This window comes from bacterium (genome assembly GCA_022616075.1).
GTDB lineage: Bacteria > Acidobacteriota > HRBIN11 > JAKEFK01 > JAKEFK01 > JAKEFK01.
Map to the genome: position 1 here is coordinate 19520 of JAKEFK010000084.1, position 18325 is coordinate 37844.

An 18325-nucleotide genomic window follows, 5' to 3' on the forward strand; every position below is an offset into this window, starting at 1 on the left:
CGTATGCCGGATAGCGACAGAAAAGATCTGACCGAAACGTACCACAATTTTGCGAGTCACCTGCAACCGGGATCCTCTCTCAGCGATCGTTACAAAATCGTAAAACTTCTTGGCATCGGAGGAATGGGGCGTGTTTATCTGGCAAGGGATGAGGATCTCAAAATTGATGTTGCATTAAAACTAATCCGTCCTGAGTTGCTGGGTGATGAACAAGCGCTGGACCGTTTCAAAAATGAATTGATTCTGGCGCGTAAAGTTTCGCACAAAAATGTCGCGCGTATTCATGATCTGGGAGAAATCGAAGGTCTGAAATTTCTTACGATGAGCTATGTCCCGGGCAAAACACTCCGTGAGGTCATTCGGGAGACGGGACCATTGCCGGTGGAACGCGCGGTTTCTATTCTCACACAAATTGCCGAAGGCATTTCTGCGGCTCATGAAGAAGGAGTGATCCATCGCGATTTAAAACCTGCAAACATCCTGCTGGATGAAAACGATCGCGTTTTTGTGACAGATTTTGGCATTGCTCGTTCCCTGGATTCTGCTGATCAAACGGGTACCGGTGTTTTGCTTGGCACGCCTGCTTACCTGTCACCGGAGCAAACCTGGGGAGAAAAAGCCGATACGCGCGCGGACATTTACGCGCTCGGTTTGATCCTCTACGAAATGCTCACCGGACAATTGCCTTTTGATCAAACAACAGCGCACGCCTTCCGGACAAGGCTTCCTGCGGACCTGGATTCGAAAGTGAAAAAACTGCAACCACAGCTCCCGGGTTATCTCATTGGAATTCTTCGAAAGTGTCTCCATCCAAACCGCGACCTTCGTTATCAGAGCATCCCGGCCCTTTTGCAGGACCTTACCCATGAACAGGCGAAGCTTCCTTTTACCCTTCCCAAATATGCTGTGGGAGGTTTCGTCGTTCTATTGATTTTTGTGATTGCTTTTTTGCTGAGAGACAGGTGGATGCCACGCGCATCGCCAACGACTACACCGTCTCCGGTTCAGCAGATGGAAGCGAAATCCATCCTTGTGCTCCCTTTTAGGAATAAAACCACCGGTTCCGAATTGGATTGGGCAGAATCCGGAATGACCGATATGTTGATTACGGATCTATCACAGAATGCTCAGCTACGCGTGATTAGTTCCGAGCGCGTTTATCAGACGTTAGGGGATTTGAAAATGCCAGGGCCGGAATTTTCTGAAGAGGAACTGATCCGTCTGTCAGAAATTTTGAATGCTGATCTGGTGCTGCAAGGATCTTTGCTCAAGGCAGGAGATGTTTTACGCGCAGATTTGAAAATCACAGAACGGAAGTTTCCGAAGAATCCCACATATTTAAAAGTTTCGGGGAACCGCCCCGAAGATTTATTGCAGATTTCGGTCCAGCTTGCAGATCAAATCCAGAAAAAGATTCAAGCGGGAGGTAAGATTGATGAGACCTTAATTGATACGCATTCCCTTGCGGCGCTGAAAGCATTTCAAGAAGGCTCCGATTGGATGCGGCGCGGCGAATTCGAGAAAGCGGCGCAATCTTTCCAAAACGCAATCAAACAGGATCCGAAATATGCGCGAGCGTATTTGAAATTGGGTGAGGCATACGAATCCGCCGGCAATTTTGATCGCGCAGCCGGGGCGCTCGATCAGGGGTTGAAAATTGTGGACCCGAATGCGTCAAAAATAGGCAAGCTGCTGAGCGCGCAGCAAGCTCTGATGCAAGGGGAATTGGAAAAGGCAATTTCGCTGTATCAAGATTTCAACCGCAAGTATCCGAATGATTCCGAAGTTCTGTATCAACTTGCTCTTGCCTGTGAGGACGCTGGAGACTTGAAACAGGCGGTCGGATCCCTGGAGAAACTCGTTCGTATCGATCCCAACCATCCCGAGGCCTACTTCCATCTTGGCAAGGACACGATCTTGATGGGAGAAGCGGAAAAAGCCATCAGCCAGCATCTTTTGAAAGCTCTCAGTATCCACAAACGTTTGAACAACAAACATGGGGAAGCGGATGTATTGAACGCCATCGGCGTCGGCTATGAAAGATTGGGGCGGTATGAAGATGCAGTCAAACATTATCAGGATTCGATTCTTATCAAACAACAGATTGGAAACAATAAGGGAACCGCAATCAGCATGTCCAATATCGCAAAGATCTACATCTTTCAAGGTGAACATGACAAAGCAAAGGAGCATTTGAAAAAAGCGCAAGCCATTTTCGAGGAACTGAATGACCGGAAGGGAATTGCGGACTCGGCGAATCAATTCGGAGTCATCAGTGAAGACCAGGGTCAATATGCGGACGCGCTCGCGTTCTACAAAAAAGCATTGCAGATCCGCAAGGAGCTTGGGAACGATCAACTAACAGCTCAGAGTTATGACAACATCGGGCATATCTATTACCTGCAGGGCAAATACGATGATGCTCAGGTATTCTGGGAACAGGCTCTCACCCTTCGAAGATCCATTGGGGAGGAGAGCGGCGTCATACTCTCCCTGCAAAACATGGGCTTTTTGCAAATGGCGCAGGGACAAATGGATCGTGCCGTCAAATCTTTCATGGAAGCGCTCAACCAGAGTCGCGCGATCCAATATGAAAACGCGATTGCGGTATCTCTCGGCAATCTGGGAGCGATTCACCAGATGCAGGGCAGATACCAGGCGGCGCTCGATTCCTATCAAGAGGCGATCAGAGTGCTTGAAAAGTTAAAGGACAAGAAAGGGATAGCAGAGTACACAAAGATGGCAGGATCTGTTTATCTTGAGCTGAACGCTGTTCCTCAAGCTCTGGAAAAACTGAATTCGGCGCTCAAGATGGCGGAAGAAAGTCAAAGTTCCGAAATCATTGTCGATACACAGGTTCTTCTGGCGCAGGCTTACCGTTTCCAAAAGGATACTGTGCAGGCAGAATCCATTTTGAAGAAGGCCCAGGAAACGGCTGCGGCTCGCCAATTCGAGAAGTTCATTTTAAAGGCGCAGATCGAACAGGGCAGGCTCCTTTTGGAGAATAACAGGAACGCGTCTACGTTATTAGAAGACGCAGTAAAACGTGCGGTCGAGCAAAACGATCCGTGGATGGAGTTGCACGCCCGTGAGGCTCTTGCAACAGCGCAGTTGAAAGAGGACGACCCGGACAAGGCTGCAAAAACAAGCATCAGCGCTTTGGCGATTGCAGAAAAGCTCAAAGCCACGCCATTCCTCTACCGTTTTCATTCACTGGCCGGGCAGGCATATCAGTCATTGAAATCTGAAGCGAAAGCAAAAGAGCATTTACAGCAGGCAAATCGCTTCAAATCGGAAATGCAAAAGGCATTGTCTGCCGAACTTTCTGCGCACATGTAACCCACGAAAATTTATGGCCTCCACCGATCCTCTGTCAAAATTCTTACGAAATCTCAATAAAGATCCTGCAAAAGTCCGAAAGAGCTTTCTTGCTGCTACAGCAACAATCGGCCGCGCTGAGAATGCATTCCTGATATTGGGAGACGGCTCCCAACCACCTATTGCCTTAAAAAAGCGCCCGGAGTTCTCGGAGCTACAAACGCTTGTTTCCACATTCGAAAAAAATTCAAAAGAAGTGTTTGCGCTGGGCCGGCTTTTTGTGCTGCGCCTGAAATCGGAAAACGAACGGTTGGGGGTACTTGTTCTGCTCTTTCAGAAGAAAAAGGAGGTAACCACGCTGCAGCGGGCTCTGGAACCGCTCTGCCGAATCTATTCCTTCTGGGAATCGACACAACTGCTTCGGAATTTTCTGAAAATGCAGCAGGAGTCTCTTCAGGCATTGTCAGCCGAAAGCGCAATGGTTGCTCAAGATTATGTGAGGCTCCGCCAGCAAATGGTGGTGAATCAGAATCGCCTGCATAGCATCACCAAGGGAATTTTGCGAACGCAGGAAGAGGAAAGGGCAAAGATCTCGCGAGATTTGCACGACGGAATCGGCCAGGAGCTTACCGCTCTAAAAATGAACCTGGACGTTCTTTCCAGCAGTGTTGAGAAAGATTTGTCGCCGGAAAACAGAGATCGCTGGATGGAAGCTCGCACACTTTCCGAGCAAACTCTTCAGGAGGTGCGGGAACTTTCAAGGCTGCTGCGTCCGCGAATGCTGGATGATCTCGGATTGTTTCCCACGTTGCGCTGGTACGTTCGCAACTTTACGAAACGGGTGAAGATTCCGGTCGAACTGGGTTTGCAAGGGGAGGAAGAAAAACTGAACACGGAAACGCAAACGATTTTGTTTCGAATCGTTCAGGAGGCTCTGAATAATGTTGCAAAGCATTCCAGGGCGAAGTCAGCGATTGTTTCTCTAGAGTGCAACGATGAGGAAGCTCACCTTCGAATTGCGGATGACGGGGTTGGCTTTGATGCTGCCCGGAGCTCTGCAGAAACGGGATCAGGTCTTGCGGGAATGCGGGACCGGGTCGCGCTCTATAAAGGGACTTTTGCCGTTTATTCCGAGCCCCTAAAAGGAACGCGGCTGGAAGTCCTCATTCCTTTGTGAGCCATAACATAGTAATCTGCGTTCGCCAGTGTTCTCCGCGGTCCCGGTCGTGTCTCACACGCTCCATACCTTCTTCGAATGCTGTTTCCGAAATGGCGCGCAATTCTGAGAGCGCCTTTTGTTCGAGAACCTGAATCAATTTTTCGTTGAGTTCAAGCAGAGCTTCCAGTCGTTTGGGTTCCCTCCAATGGAATTGAGCGAGTTCAGCGCACTCTTTCAAGTAAGAAATTTTCGGATAACGGGCCAGATTAAAATCGAGCGTCTCGGGAAAATACTCGGATTGACTTCGAGCACGAATATCCTGATCAGAATCGGTAAAGATCAAAGCTGTGCCGCTCCGCTTTAATACGCGGTGGAGTTGCTCAAACAGGAGCCGGTGATTGGCGAGATGATGCATTACATTTACGGAGAAAGAAAGATGAAATGTGGCGGTTCTAAACGGGAGTTCTCTGTCTAAATCCGCTAAAGCCCAATGTCCTTCCGGACATCGAACGGAAGCATAGCCGATCATTCCTTTGGAGATGTCTACGCCAAAAAACTTGCAATCGGGATGCTCTTTCATCATCTGTTTCGTGTAATCCCCGGTTCCGCATCCGGCATCGAGTATGGCCGACTCCGGGGGAATTCTTTCGGAAATGGCTTTCAGGATCCAGGGATGAGCCCAGCGAGTGTTCGCGTAAATCTCGGAAACGGAGTCGTATTCCGGCATGCCTTTTAATAGTGGATCGTGATCGTGCTCGTAATCGTAATCGCGCACCGTCAATCCTAATCATAATCCCAATTGATCATGAAATACGATTGAGATCCACGAGTAAGCAAGTTGTGCGGGCGGAACGCCCGCGTTACAATAGTTAATAAACTTCTGCATGGATAGAATCAAGGTCTTGATCGTGGATGACCACCGCGTCGTGCGGGATGGCCTGAGCAAAATACTCGAATCGTGCAACGATATCCACGTAATTGGGGAGGCTGCTAATGGCCTGGAGGCGATCCGCAAGTATTCGGAATTGAAGCCGGATGTGATCTTGCTGGATATCAGCATGCCCAAGCTGGGCGGGCTGGAAGTCAGTCGCCGCATTAAAAAAGAAAATCCCTCAGCAAAAATCGTGATTCTATCGATGCATGAAGAAGAAGAGTATTCGATGAAGTTGGTGCGACTGGGAGTTTCCGGTTATTTATTAAAGGATTCGGCCGCGCAGGAAGTGATTGAAGCGGTTCGCACCGCATTTGCAGGACGAGCTTATTTCAGCCCGCAAATTTCAAAGACTCTTGCTGAGTCGTATCGGGAAGTTGCGCCAATCGAAGATGATCCTTATGAGCGATTGAATGACCGCGAACGAGAAGTGTTGCAGTTAATTGCGGAAGGTCACACCAACAAAGCAATCGCCGATATTTTATTCATCAGTCCAAAAACCGTTGATAATCACCGCACAAACTTGATGCGAAAGTTGAATATTCATTCCGCAGCTGATCTTGTGCGATGGGCCACAAAGCGTGGCCTGGTCGGCTAGTTTTCACCGCAGAGAACGCAGAGTTCGCAGATTTAATTGCAAGATAAATATTTTTTCTCCGCGGCCTCTACGCTCTCTGCGGTGAAACTTTTTGTGGTCGAGCTCGCGACATGTCCTCTTCTATGTCCTTTTCTCAGTACGATTTCAATTTCGGGACATTTCATAAGTTACTGAAAACAAATAATTTATGTGTGGCACCGATCTTGCTTTCTAATCGACTTCAAATAAAGTTTTAGGAGGTAACGGACATGAAGTGGTTAAGCATTGCTATTTTAGTGATGGTAGTCTTCGCATTCAGTCCGGCGAAATCCGCGGAAGCTGCTGATTTCAGTTTCTCGGTCGGATTTCATGATGAGTTATCGCCGTACGGAACATGGGTAAGCTTTTCCAATTATGGGAATTGCTGGAGACCCTACGGCTATTCCGGTTGGCGACCTTACATGGATGGATACTGGGGATACACAAGCTATGGCCCCACCTGGTACGGTAATGAGCCCTATGCCCCGTACGTTTATCACTACGGTTACTGGATCTACACCGCGCGTTATGGTTGGATCTGGGTTCCCGGATATGATTGGCACGCGGGCAGAGTAAGCTGGTCGTACGGTGGAGGATACATCGGTTGGAGACCACAGTTCCCGAGTGGATACTACTATCCGGGTAGTGATTTCAACTTCTGGGTAGTGATTGACGCCGATCGCTTCGGATACAGAAGCTACCGGCCATACGCGCTGCGCTCGACTGCTGTGCGCGATCTATTCGATCGTAGAGTGTTTCGAACAAGACACAACACTTTTCGTCGCGCAGACCTGGAACGAGTTGTTCGCAGACCGCTCCGGAGATTGGATGTGCGTGAACGTGAAATTCGCGTTGGTAACCGGCGCGCAAGACTGATCGCGACAGCGGATGATGAAGTAAAAATTCGCAAGCACGTCAGTAAAGTGCGAGGAAACAGAGATGACCGGCGCGCTGTTGAGCGAAACACGATCATGAAACGCAAGTTCGAAGATATCAGAACGAAATCTAATTCAAAGTCGGTTCGGAGATCAGATGATTTCAGAAAACCAGTTCAATCAAATAAGAAATTCGAAACAGTCAGGAATTCGAAAAAATTCGAAACATCCAGGAGCACACGGAAGGCTTATTCAAAACCGGCAAAAGTAGAGAAACGATCGACACGAAAACCGGTAAAGGTGGAAAGGAAATCTAATGACAACGATCGCAAATCGAGTCTCACTTCTCGCAGTTTCTCTTCCCGCAAGTCGGATCGTGACTTCGGCAGAACGAAGAAAGCTTCTTATTCGAACAGAAAACCTTCTTCGAAGGTGGAACGAGCTCGATTTTCAGATCGAAAGTCGGATCTAAGATCACATAGCAGAAAAGCGGATGTTTCCAGAGTGAAATCTTCCACCAAAAAAGCTGAGGTTTCTAAAGCGAAAAGAACTACGAAAAAAGAACCGGCAAGAAAACAGAAGCCGCCCAGAAAGCATCACTAAACACATTGAAACTCAAGCAGGTAGCGTGAAAAACGCTACCTTTTTTTTGGCCTCAATGGTTTTTCTCTTTCAAAGGACTACAATTGAAAAGAATGAAGAGATTCCCCCTGATTCTCGCCTTCTCCGCTCTTATCCTGTCCGTGTCTTGTAGTAAGGAAGGGGACACGAAGCAGCGTGACGAGACGGGTGAGAAAAAAAAGGTAAAAGTGGTAAAGGCGATGTCGGCAAATATGCCCAGGTCCATTGAAGTAAGCGGAACGCTGGCGGCCGAAGAGGAAATTATTCTGAGCGTGAAGGTTCCCGGGAGGGTTCAGACCGTTCATGTGGATCTCGGAAGCCCGGTAAAACGAGGTCAGGCCTTGCTCCGACTCGAACCCGCTGATTTTCAGCTGCGAGTTCAGCAAGCGGAAGCCGCTTATCAACAAGCACGTGTAAGACTCGGTTTGGACCCGGAAGGAAAAGAAGAAGGGAACGGTCTTAACGTGGAAGGGACGGGAGTCGTTCGGCAGGCAAAAGCCGTTTTGGAAGAGGCGAAACTGACCAAGGAGAGGATGGAAGAGCTTAGTAAAGATGGGTTAGTTGCCAAATCGCAAGTGGATGACGCGAAGGCTCAATATCAGGTTGCGGAAGCGCGATATCAGGATGCAGTAGAAGAGGTTCGCGCTCGCCAGGCGCTATTGATACAACGGCGGGCGGAACTCGACATTTCGCGCAAACAAATGTCTGATTCCGTACTAACTTCGCCTGCAGAGGGTGTGGTTCAAGAAAAGAGGGTCACTGCAGGACAGTTTGTAGCATCAGGCGACGCGGTGCTAACTTTAGTGCGGATTCATCCGTTGCGTTTGAAGCTTGCGGTGCCGGAGCGAGACTCGTCAAACGTACGCGCGGGCCAGCGAGTTGAGATTCGTGTGGAAGGAGATGCGAACCGGGTGCACAGCGGACTTCTTGCGCGGGTGAGTCCTGCTATCTCAGCGGATAATCGCACGTTAACGGTGGAAGCAGAAATCGGTAACGAGCAAGGTGTTCTTCGCCCAGGCTCATTTGCACGCGCTGAAATCATCACGGAGTCGAATCAACCGGTTGTACTGATCCCGGCCAGTTCTGTGATTACCTTTGCGGGACTCACGAAAGTGATCAGCGTAGAAAATAACGAAACACAGGAGAAGCGCGTCAAGTTGGGACGCAATTCGAAAGGTTCCGTAGAAGTTGTTGAAGGAATCAATGCTGGAGAGACAGTGGTTCTCGATCCGTCAAATCTCGCATCCGGAGAAAAAATTGTCCCAATCTGGTAATCATAAAGCCGGCAGTCTTTTTGAACAGAAGTTCGCAAAGATCGCAAAGATAAACCAAGGAAATATTTTTATATCTTTGCGTCCTTTGCGAGCTTCTGTTTAAAAGGATTACCATGCAAAAACTAGCTGAAATCTGCATCCGGCGTCCTGTCTTTGCGTCGATGATAGTTCTTTCACTCGTGGTGGTCGGCATCGCCAGCTATTTTCGCCTGGGAGTGGATCGCTTTCCCTCTGTAGATTTGCCTTCCGTATTTGTACGAACTGTGCTGCCGGGGGCTTCACCCGAAGAAGTGGAGACCACAATCTCGCATCGAATTGAAGAGGCTGTTAATACTGTAGAAGGAATCTACGAGCTTCGCTCTATTTCCGGGACCGGTTCTTCCATCGTGATTGCAACCTTCGGGCTCGACCGGGATATCGATGCGGCCGCGCAGGACGTTCGTGATCGCGTCGGCACAGTTCTGCGGGATTTGCCGGACGAAGCGGAACCCCCTGTTGTCAGCAAGGCGGATAACGAGTCCACCCCGGTTGTTACGATCGCTCTATCTGGAAAACGTTCTCTTCGTGAGCTAACCGAAATTGCCGACAAGATCGTAAAAGTGCAACTGGAACGCTCTTCGGGAGTGGGAGGCGTTCAAATCGAGGGTGGATTGGAACGGAGCATCAACATCTCGGTGGACTCAGAAAGGCTTGCCGCTTACCAGATTTCGATCACACAAGTTCGTGAAGCCCTTCAGAGACAGAATGCCGAATCACCCGGAGGAAATGTCACAGGCAGCGTGCGGGAAGAAACATTACGGACGATGGGAAGGATAGAGAATCCCGAAGATTTTAATGATCTCCTGATCACACGGATCAATCAGGCGCCCATCAGAGTGCGGGACATTGGGGAACTGCGGAGGATGGTACGAAAGAACAACGCTCCGTCTCACGGTTGAACGGAGTACCCTGCGTGACGCTGGAGGTCCGCCGGCAATCAGGAGCAAATACGATTGCGGTAATTGAAAGTGTCAAAGAAAATCTGGAACGGATCAAGGAACAAATCCCCGCAGACATCAAAATGGAAATCATTCGCGATCAATCGCGTTACATCTACGCAGCTCTGCATGAAATCAATTTGCATTTGATCGTAGGCAGTATTCTCGCGAGTCTTGTTGTTTTTTTGTTTATGCGCAGCCTGCGCTCAACGATGATCGCTGCGGTTGCGATTCCCACGTCGCTGATCGCTTCCTTCGGAGCCATGTGGGCGCTCGACTTCACATTGAACAGCGTTACGATGCTTGCTCTTGTTTTGATGGTTGGAATTGTAATTGACGATGCAATCGTGGTGCTGGAAAACATTTTTCGTTTTGTGGAAGAGAAGAAGATGGGCGCTTATGAAGCCGCAAGAGAGGCAACGGCTGAAATAGGATTGGCAGTAATGGCAACCACGTTCAGTCTGGTTGTTATTTTTGTTCCTGTCTCTTTTATGTCCAGCATTTCGGGACGCTTTTTGTATCAATTTGGAATTACAGCAGCAGTAGCGGTGCTTGTCAGTCTGCTCGTTTCTTTTACTTTGACTCCAATGATGAGCGCACGATTGCTGCGCGTTGGCGATGTTCGCTCCTCCGGTGAAGCTCGTTCCCGCACCGGTTTCTATGCGAGGATCGACCGAATGTACACATCATTACTCAGCTATGCATTGCGGCACCGGTTGCAGATTGCTGTGATTGCGATTCTTGTAATTCTTTGTTCGATTCCTCTGTACCGTATGGTGGGCCAGGAATACATTCCCACAGATGTCGATGAAGCGGAATTCGATGTGAACGTGAGTGCACCGCAGGGAGCCAATCTTGCCTCCATGGATGATGTGATGCGAAGAGTAGAATCGGATCTGCGATCGATAGAAGGGGTGCGCCTCATGCTTGTTACTGCCGGTGGTGGATTTTTAGGAAATGTCAGTCAAGGGCGCGCATACATCCGTATCGCGCCGCATGCGGAACGAAAATTTTCCATCACCCGTTTTTTTAAGGGAATTGTTACTCTTGCTCCCTGGAAACCGTTTCAAAATAATTACTCTCAAAGGGATGTGATGCAGGAGGTTCGCAAGAAATTAAGCAAATATGGAGACTTGCGTCCCACTGTTCGGAACGCGCCATCCTTCAATATCGGTGGAGGAAACTTCGAAATTGATTTTGTTTTGCGCGGTCCTGACTTGAAGGAACTTGCTGCCAGGGCGGAACAGTTGCGTGTCGAATCGCAGAAACTGGGTGGAATTGTGGATGCAGACACCACCTTGAAGCTGGATAAGCCGGAGTTGCGGGTGCATATTGATCGGGAGCGAGCAGCGGACCTGGGAGTGAACATTTCCGACATTGCTTCCGCGTTGCGCCTCATGGTAGGGGGAGACGAAGAGGTTTCCCGTTTTCATGATCCTGTGGTAAATGAGGATTATGACGTTCAGCTCCGGCTGAGCGAGGAATTTCGATCCGATCCTGACACAGTATCCCGTTTGTATGTCGCGCGGGAGGGTGGGGATCTGGTTCGTCTCGATAATGTGGTCCGCATTGATCCAGCAGAAACCGCATCTCGAATCGATCGATTGGATCGTCAACGTCAGGTGAGCTTGCGGGCTTCTGTTGGTCCCGGCTACGCGCTTGCGGATCGTCTGGAAGCGCTCCGTGGCGCTGCTGCGAGAATGAATCTTCCTGCCGGATACACCACCGCCGTATCCGGAAGAGGACGGGAACTGGAACGCACCTTCACCGAGTTCCTCTTGGCATTTTTACTTTCCGTGATTTTGATGTACATGATTTTGGCTTCCCAGTTTGAAAGCACGATCCATCCTTTGACGATTCTTTTGTCACTTCCGCTCTCGGTTCCATTTGCATTGTTTTCACTCTGGGTGACCGGCAATACGTTGAATCTGTATTCAGCACTCGGATTCCTCGTTCTGTTCGGCATCGTGAAAAAGAATTCGATTCTGCAAATCGATCACACGAATCAGCTGCGTGAACGGGGTATGGAAACCCATGAAGCGATTTTGAAAGCAAACCGGGACCGTTTGCGTCCGATCCTGATGACTACTCTTGCGCTTGTCGCCGGCATGATTCCCCTTGCAATCGGAACAGGTCCGGGCGCAGAAGAACGCCGCGCGGTCGCAGTTGTCGTTATCGGCGGACAGAGCTTGTGCCTCCTGTTGACTTTGATCGTGACGCCGGTTGCGTACTCGCTTTTTGAAGATCTGTCGCTAAAGACTCTCATAGAACGAATCAAATCATGGAAAGCGCGACCTGAGCTAAGTGGCGCGGACGTTTCCCCCGCGGAGCTGAGCAGACGGGACGCCCACACTACTTTGTTTAAGAACTGAAGATGCCGAGCACACGCTTTAAAACGTTTCGCCGAACTTCCGCTTGTTTGAGCAACAGACTCTGGAAATCGATGTGATCGAGGAAAACGCCTTCACAAACGCTGCACACGTCAATCTTGACGTTGTCATGATCCTGTTCTTTCATCTCCGATCCACACTTGGGACACTTCATCCAGTGGAACTGTTTACGCTCTTTTGCCTCTCCCTGATCAAGGACCCAGGCAAGCTCTTTGTCCTTCAATTCTCTATCTTTATGGAGACTGGCGAGCAATCTTTCCCCATCACCTTCCGGTGATTCGTCTGTAGAATGAATTCCTAGAATCCTGTACAGGATCTCTCGCCGTTCGTGCTGGCTTTTCAAGATCAGATCCTGTAATTCCGCGCGATCGAAATAGATGCCATCGCAAAGCGGGCACTCTTCGACGTGAATGCCAAGAAGATCTTTCTCCGAAAGATTCGCTCCGCATTTAGGACACCGCATCCAATGCAATTCTTTCTGTTTCAGCGCTTCATCTTTCTTTAACAGCTCTGCCAGTTCTTTCTGCTTTCGCTCCCGTTCAATCCTGACATTCCTTAATAAGTCCTTTTCATGACGTGCAAACCACTCGTCTTCGGTTTTCTTGCCATCGTATGTCATAAACTACTCCCTTCACTCCATTAATATTAATATGGAAAGATGAAAAACACCGTATTTTGTCTTTCTCTAATCATAATTCTACATTCTCTCGCGGCAGGTGAGGGACTTACTCCGTTGGAGAAACAGATTGCCGAAAAAGCCAGGAACAGCGCTGAAGAGGCAATTTCTTTGTTGGAAAAGGTGGTCAACATCAACAGCGGAACGATGAATCACGAAGGTGTTGCGCAAGTCGGATCTATTTTTTCCAAAGAGTTTGAAGCGTTGGGCTTTGAGGTTCGGTGGATTTTACAGAAAGAAGTGAATCGTGCGGGTCACTTATTCGCCGAACGAAAAGGAAACGCGGGGAAGCGTTTGATTTTGATAGGCCATCTGGACACGGTCTTTGAAAAAGAATCTTCCTTTCAACCTTTCACAAGGAAGGGAAAACGCGCAACCGGGCAGGGAGTCAACGATATGAAAGGAGGAGATGTCATTGCTTTGTATGCCTTGAAAGCTCTGCACGAAACAGGCGCTCTGGAGAACGCGAGGATTATCGTTGCGTTCACGGGAGATGAAGAAATGCCCGGTGAGCCTCTTGAAATCAGTCGCAAAGATCTACTGGAAGCGGGGAAACGGACCGACATTGCTCTTGGCTTTGAATCAGCGGAAGGATTGAACACCGGAACGATTGCGCGCAGGGGAATCGGTTCATGGACGCTAACTGTAAAAGGAATGCAAGCTCATTCCTCCGGAATTTTTGATAAGAAGTCAGGCTATGGCGCAATCTTTGAGGCGTCCAGAATTTTGAACGCGTTTCGCACAGAAATGGCCGGCGAACAATATTTAACCTTTAATCCTGGAGTCATCGTTGGCGGCACGGAAGTCCAGTACGATGCTGAGAGTAGCAAAGGGACAGCTTTTGGAAAAACAAATGTAATTGCAAGAACAGTCACCGCCCAAGGGGACCTTCGTTGTATTTCGGAAGCTCAACAAGAGAAAGCGCGGGAGCGAATGCGAAAAATAGTTGTTCAAAGTTTGCCGGGCACATCCGCCGAAATTTCTTTTGATGATGGCTATCCGGGAATGGAACCGACGGAAGGAAACAAAAAACTTCTACAATTTTTCGATCGGGTCAGCCGGGATCTCGGATTCTCCGCAATCGTTCCTTTTGATCCCGGCAAACGAGGCGCCGCCGACATTTCTTTCATCGCAAAGCATGTCGATGGTCTCGATGGACTGGGAGCAATGGGGGAAGGGGAGCACAGTCCGGAAGAAGATATTGATCTGGAAGCGATTCCTGTTTTACTTCAACGCGCTGCAATTCTAATCTATCGCCTTACACACACGGATGGTTACTGATTCTTCTTGCGTAAGTCTTGAAGTCCGCGCATGAGCCGCCGCTTTTTGGCTTCCCATTCTTCTTTCGGTAAAATAATTTGATCGATCACCGCTTGTTTTCTCATCAGTCTCATTCGTAAAACATCTAATTGTTCAACTTTTCCAATTTCCTCTAACATACCCGCTCTTTCAGCACAAAGACGCTTTAGTTCGCCTCGGAGACGGGTAATGTCTTTGGAAAGAGGCCAAAAAACGGTAACTTCTGCCCTTTCTGAACAGGGATCGATGGAATCCTCTTTCTTCACTAGTTGGGGAAAAGCAAAAATATCAAAAGCGGGAGAAGACCAATCCTCTTGCTGGATGTGCCATTTAACGAGCCGGTCGAACTTCAATATCGAAACATCTTTGATCGGCGCGGAAAGATGAACTCGGATGCTGCATTGAAGATACAGGTCTTCGATCTTTCGAATCTCATAATCGTATGAGTGCACTTCGATATCCATCGCGTTCATAGCTGCTTGAAAGGCGTCCATGAATGGCTCTAAGTCCAGAGAGACCGGCAAATGGAGATCGAGGTTTTTGATCTGTGCTTCCAATCTTGCAACTTCACTTTCAAACTCCTTTTCTCTGGCCCGAGCTATCGTTCCTCGATTGATCTGTTGTTTTACAGCATTGATCCTCTCAGTCAGCTGCTGACGTTCCGGTTCAAACCTCGAATACCAATGGATGATAAAGGCAGCCAAAGCGATTAAAGAACCAAAAGTCGTGGTAGCCGTGATGTACAGAGAACGTCTTGATGAATCCGCCATGGCGGGAAATTTTAACATTAATCGACGCAGCCGAAAGCAACCTGTATTCGTTTTGATCGTAATATAATCTGACACACACAGATGCTTACCAAGCTGGCGAGTATTGCAACCGGCGCTGTTCTCATGCTTTTGATTTCTGCGTGCCGCCCGTTGTCTATTCCACAGTCTAACGTGAACTTTGCCGTGCCGTATGACATCGATACTTTGGATCCGCATGCCCGAAGCAAATTAAGCAGCTTTGCCGTTCTATCACATTTTTACGAACCTCTGGTTGTTCCCTCAGCAGAGATGGCAATTGAGCCTTGTCTTGCTCAGTCCTGGGAGAACCCTGATTTACTTACCTGGATTTTTCATCTACGTCCGAATGTTCGATTTCATGATGGTAAAGCCTTAAACTCCGAGGATGTAGTTTTCTCGATTCAACGCGTGATGGATCATCTGTGCTTTATTCCGATCATTCGGAAAGATGCTACTTCCGATTCTATGGCTGACCGGGCAAACGGAACGGGTCCTTACCGGTTCAAAAGATGGCAGAAAAAGCAACAAATAACTTTCGTCCGAAACGAAAAATACTGGGGGAAACGTCCGGCCATTTCAGAAGCCACCTTCCATCTTGGGCTGAGCGATCAGCAAGCCCTCAGGAAACTTCTTGCTGGAGAATGTCAGTTTTTTCAGGGCTTATCCAGAAACGCCGAAAAAGCTGCAACACAAAAAGGAAAGTTCCAAATTGTCAGAAAGGATAGCATCTATTTGAAATACCTGGGATTCAATTTTCGGACGAAGATGGATCTTGACTGTGACTTGCCTTCAGGTCTTTTTCAAAACAAGTTGTTGCGCGAAGCCATTCATTTCTCGATCGACCGGTCCAGACTAATGTCGTCTCTACCCGGATATGCTTTTTCAGTAACTCAACCTGTGCCTCCCTTTACATTTGGTTTCAATCCCGCAATCCGTCTTCAGAAATTCGATCCTGATCGGGCAAAATTGTTGCTGCGGCAGGCAGGCGTGCCCGATGGATTTGCAACAACACTGCATGTGAGGGACGTGATGGTAGAAGCCGGGGATTTCATCCAGAAACAGCTAAATGACGTTGGAATCAAGCTTCAACTGAAGATTCTCCCGGATTCTGACTTCTTTGCTGCGATGCGTAGTGGACAATTTTGCATGTTTCTTTCCCGGTTTGGATCGCCAACCGGCGATGCCAGCGATATTTTGGAAAGCGCTTTTCACAGTTTTGATCCTGATCGCATGCATGGACAATTGAATTACGGCCTGTATACGAATCCAGAACTTGATGCGGCTATAATCGAGAGCTCACAGATCCAGGGTCTGGACCGCAGGAAGAGAAGACTTCAGGAAATCATGCAGCTTCTTGCAAACGAATACGTATGGATTCCGCTGTATGGAGATCAAGACATTTACATTTACGACTCTTCCTTTTCTTGGCAGCCCCGAATGGATAGTTTGATCAAAGTTTGGGAGATAGGTGTTTAGATAGGTGTGTAGTGGCAGAGCATTTGCCACGGTTGTGTGTATGAATTTGGTTTCTCACAAATTCCTGCTGTTGCTACGAACATAATTACTGCGTGCAAATGCTCTGCTTGTACGAGATTTTTGCAGAGCATTTTTCACGATGATATTGATTTCGCCCTAAGGTCAGAGTCTAATTACTTAAAGTGTTTATGCGCCTACGTATGGAAAATGCTCTGCCACTACTACTTGCAACTCTCTTGCTGCCTTCTCATTTGCACAGTCAAGATTGGAAGAGCTTTCGCGCGAATCCCAAAAGAATGGAAGAACGTATCTTAAAACTTTCGGAATTTGGCAAAAATCCCGAAGGGGGAGTCAGCCGAGTTGCTTTCAGTGAAGCCGACATTCAAGGAAGGAAGTACATAACGGCATTATTGGAAGCGGCCGGACTCAAAGTGCGCGTGGATACTGCGGGAAACATTATCGGCCGGAGAGAAGGGCGCGATGCGAAGCTTCCCGTGATTCTTTTCGGATCGCACATCGATTCTGTTCCCAAAGGTGGAAACTATGATGGAGATGTCGGCGTAATCGGTTCACTAGAATGTATTGAGGTTCTCAATGAGCAGAAGTTTACAACGGGGCATCCGCTTGAAGTAATCATATTTTCGGATGAAGAAGGTGGCCTTGTGGGAAGCCGGGCGATTATCGGTGATTTGAGCGAAAACGCGCTCAAGGTAATAAGTCACACAGGAAAGACGATCCGAGAAGGAATTCTCGCCATCGGTGGAGATCCGGACAAACTCAAAGAAGCGCAGCGAAAGCCGGCCGAGATTCTGGCATTTCTGGAGCTGCACATTGAACAGGGTGGCATTCTGGACGCAGAGGAAATCAACATCGGAGTGGTGGAAGGAATTGTAGGAATTAACTGGTGGGATGTTACCGTAATTGGGTTCGCGAATCATGCCGGTACGACTCCGATGGATCAGCGAAAAGACGCGTTGCTGACCGCTGCAAAAATAGTTGACTCAGTCAACAAAATCGCAAGAAGCATTCCGGGCAGACATGTAGCCACAGTGGGACGAATCCATGCTGAACCGGGAGCCCCGAACGTCATTCCCGGAAAAGTGGTGATGAGCCTGGAAATCCGCGATCTATCAAAAGAAAAAATCGATCAGGTATTTCAAGAAATTCTTAAGTCGGCCAAGCAGATCGCTTCTGATTCGGGGACGACAATCAATTTCTCCGCGCTGGACGTTACTGCTGTGCCTGCACCGACTGATCAACGTTTAAGAAAAATAGTCGACGAATCAGCGCGGTCGATTGGTTTGACAACAAAAACTTTGCCGAGTGGAGCAGGACATGACGCGCAAGATATGGCGCGGATTGTTCCCACCGGAATGATTTTTGTGCCAAGCGTGGCGGGCATCAGCCATTCACCAAAAGAATTTACTCATGCAACAGATATGGCCAACGGCGCCAGCGTTCTTTTGCATACGATCTTGCGCTTGGATCGTGACGGCTTGGATTGAGATCCTTATATGGGTGCCCCTGCGTAAACAACTGGCCGATCTTGAGGCGCAATTCGAAGATCTAAAAATGGCTACCGGCTTGTATCGTATCCACCTGGCCCAAGAATTTCGATTCACAGGCGCAACAGCAACATTTTCTTTGGAGTACTTTTCCTTTTTGCCGTTTTGCGCGCATGGAATGCTGTACGACATCACAACATTGCTGTGCACCGCGAATGGATGATCCGCGCGTTTGCCATCGCGATCGGCATCTCAGTGGTCCGGATTGTCTATGTTCCTCTGTTCCTGATCACCCGGATGAAACCCCTCGACTTGATCGGGACTTCGTTCTGGATCGGCTGGATCTTATCGCTAACAGTAGCCGAACTGTGGATACGGAAAGCTTCGATCCAAGAACAACATTAAAATTTTCTAATCAGA

At 48.6% G+C, this 18325-nt stretch carries 13 protein-coding genes and 1 pseudogene; 11 read left to right on the top strand and 3 right to left on the bottom strand.

Translation table 11 applies throughout. The annotated features are described in order from the left end of the window. The first annotated feature begins 3 nt into the window (after positions 1 to 3). Positions 4 to 3339: a tetratricopeptide repeat protein gene (locus tag L0156_07355; protein MCI0602816.1), complete on the top strand. Its 3336-nt coding sequence runs from the start codon at positions 4 to 6 to the stop codon at positions 3337 to 3339. Positions 3340 to 3352: 13 nt separating this feature from the next. After that, entirely contained in the window at positions 3353 to 4495 is a 1143-nt protein-coding gene (locus L0156_07360) for a sensor histidine kinase (protein ID MCI0602817.1), read from the top strand. Here L0156_07360 and L0156_07365 read toward each other — a convergent pair. Further along, entirely contained in the window at positions 4482 to 5252 is a 771-nt protein-coding gene (locus L0156_07365; protein ID MCI0602818.1) for a class I SAM-dependent methyltransferase, read from the bottom strand. The genes L0156_07360 and L0156_07365 overlap by 14 nt on opposite strands. Before the next feature lie 109 nt (positions 5253 to 5361). Between L0156_07365 and L0156_07370 the strand changes: the two genes are divergently transcribed. The 4 genes and pseudogenes from L0156_07370 (at position 5362) to L0156_07385 (ending at position 12143) form a co-directional block, all read left to right on the top strand. Then, complete coding sequence (locus tag L0156_07370) at positions 5362 to 6006, top strand: response regulator transcription factor (GenBank protein ID MCI0602819.1); 645 nt, start codon at positions 5362 to 5364, stop codon at positions 6004 to 6006. 248 nt (positions 6007 to 6254) lie between these two features. Further along, positions 6255 to 7502: a hypothetical protein gene (locus L0156_07375; GenBank protein MCI0602820.1), complete on the top strand. Its 1248-nt coding sequence runs from the start codon at positions 6255 to 6257 to the stop codon at positions 7500 to 7502. Between the two features lie 92 nt (positions 7503 to 7594). Continuing rightward, positions 7595 to 8794: an efflux RND transporter periplasmic adaptor subunit gene (locus L0156_07380; protein ID MCI0602821.1), complete on the top strand. Its 1200-nt coding sequence runs from the start codon at positions 7595 to 7597 to the stop codon at positions 8792 to 8794. Positions 8795 to 8955: 161 nt separating this feature from the next. Further along, positions 8956 to 12143, top strand: a pseudogene (locus L0156_07385) (efflux RND transporter permease subunit). Here L0156_07385 and L0156_07390 read toward each other — a convergent pair. Next, positions 12133 to 12780, bottom strand: a complete 648-nt coding sequence (locus L0156_07390) for a zf-TFIIB domain-containing protein (GenBank protein ID MCI0602822.1) — start codon at positions 12778 to 12780, stop codon at positions 12133 to 12135. The pseudogene L0156_07385 and the gene L0156_07390 sit on opposite strands and share 11 nt — an antisense overlap. A 39-nt stretch (positions 12781 to 12819) precedes the next feature. On the opposite strand from L0156_07390, the gene L0156_07395 reads away from it, so the two are divergent. Then, the gene (locus L0156_07395; GenBank protein ID MCI0602823.1) at positions 12820 to 14118 is read left to right on the top strand and encodes a M20/M25/M40 family metallo-hydrolase; all 1299 of its coding nucleotides are present in this window, start codon (positions 12820 to 12822) and stop codon (positions 14116 to 14118) included. On the opposite strand, the gene L0156_07400 is transcribed toward L0156_07395, so the two are convergent. Further along, entirely contained in the window at positions 14112 to 14906 is a 795-nt protein-coding gene (locus tag L0156_07400; GenBank protein ID MCI0602824.1) for a hypothetical protein, read from the bottom strand. The two genes, L0156_07395 and L0156_07400, sit on opposite strands and share 7 nt — an antisense overlap. An 81-nt stretch (positions 14907 to 14987) precedes the next feature. Here L0156_07400 and L0156_07405 point away from each other — a divergent pair, with 81 nt between their 5' ends. From L0156_07405 to L0156_07420, 4 genes are all read left to right on the top strand, one after another. Then, positions 14988 to 16400 carry an ABC transporter substrate-binding protein gene (locus L0156_07405; protein ID MCI0602825.1) on the top strand — a complete coding sequence of 471 codons (1413 nt, stop codon included), beginning with the start codon at positions 14988 to 14990 and terminating at the stop codon, positions 16398 to 16400. A gap of 200 nt (positions 16401 to 16600) precedes the next feature. Further along, on the top strand, positions 16601 to 17905 hold the full coding sequence (locus tag L0156_07410; GenBank protein ID MCI0602826.1) for a Zn-dependent hydrolase: 1305 nt from the start codon (positions 16601 to 16603) through the stop codon (positions 17903 to 17905). Beyond that, positions 17889 to 18128 (top strand): hypothetical protein, encoded by a 240-nt coding sequence (locus L0156_07415; protein MCI0602827.1) that lies wholly within the window; start codon positions 17889 to 17891, stop codon positions 18126 to 18128. Before L0156_07410 ends, L0156_07415 begins: the two co-directional genes overlap by 17 nt. Continuing rightward, positions 18121 to 18325: hypothetical protein (locus L0156_07420; protein MCI0602828.1), on the top strand; the 205-nt coding region annotated here is incomplete at its 3' end. The genes L0156_07415 and L0156_07420, both read left to right, overlap by 8 nt.

Bases quoted from the DNA above. Each gene is read 5' to 3' on its own strand.
- L0156_07355 (MCI0602816.1), top strand. From the start codon at position 4: ATGCCGGATAGCGACAGAAAAGATCTGACCGAAACGTACCACAATTTT.
- L0156_07360 (MCI0602817.1), top strand. From the start codon at position 3,353: ATGGCCTCCACCGATCCTCTGTCAAAATTCTTACGAAATCTCAATAAA.
- L0156_07370 (MCI0602819.1), top strand. From the start codon at position 5,362: ATGGATAGAATCAAGGTCTTGATCGTGGATGACCACCGCGTCGTGCGG.
- L0156_07375 (MCI0602820.1), top strand. From the start codon at position 6,255: ATGAAGTGGTTAAGCATTGCTATTTTAGTGATGGTAGTCTTCGCATTC.
- L0156_07380 (MCI0602821.1), top strand. From the start codon at position 7,595: ATGAAGAGATTCCCCCTGATTCTCGCCTTCTCCGCTCTTATCCTGTCC.
- L0156_07390 (MCI0602822.1), bottom strand. From the start codon at position 12,780: ATGACATACGATGGCAAGAAAACCGAAGACGAGTGGTTTGCACGTCAT.
- L0156_07395 (MCI0602823.1), top strand. From the start codon at position 12,820: ATGAAAAACACCGTATTTTGTCTTTCTCTAATCATAATTCTACATTCT.
- L0156_07400 (MCI0602824.1), bottom strand. From the start codon at position 14,906: ATGGCGGATTCATCAAGACGTTCTCTGTACATCACGGCTACCACGACT.
- L0156_07405 (MCI0602825.1), top strand. From the start codon at position 14,988: ATGCTTACCAAGCTGGCGAGTATTGCAACCGGCGCTGTTCTCATGCTT.
- L0156_07410 (MCI0602826.1), top strand. From the start codon at position 16,601: ATGGAAAATGCTCTGCCACTACTACTTGCAACTCTCTTGCTGCCTTCT.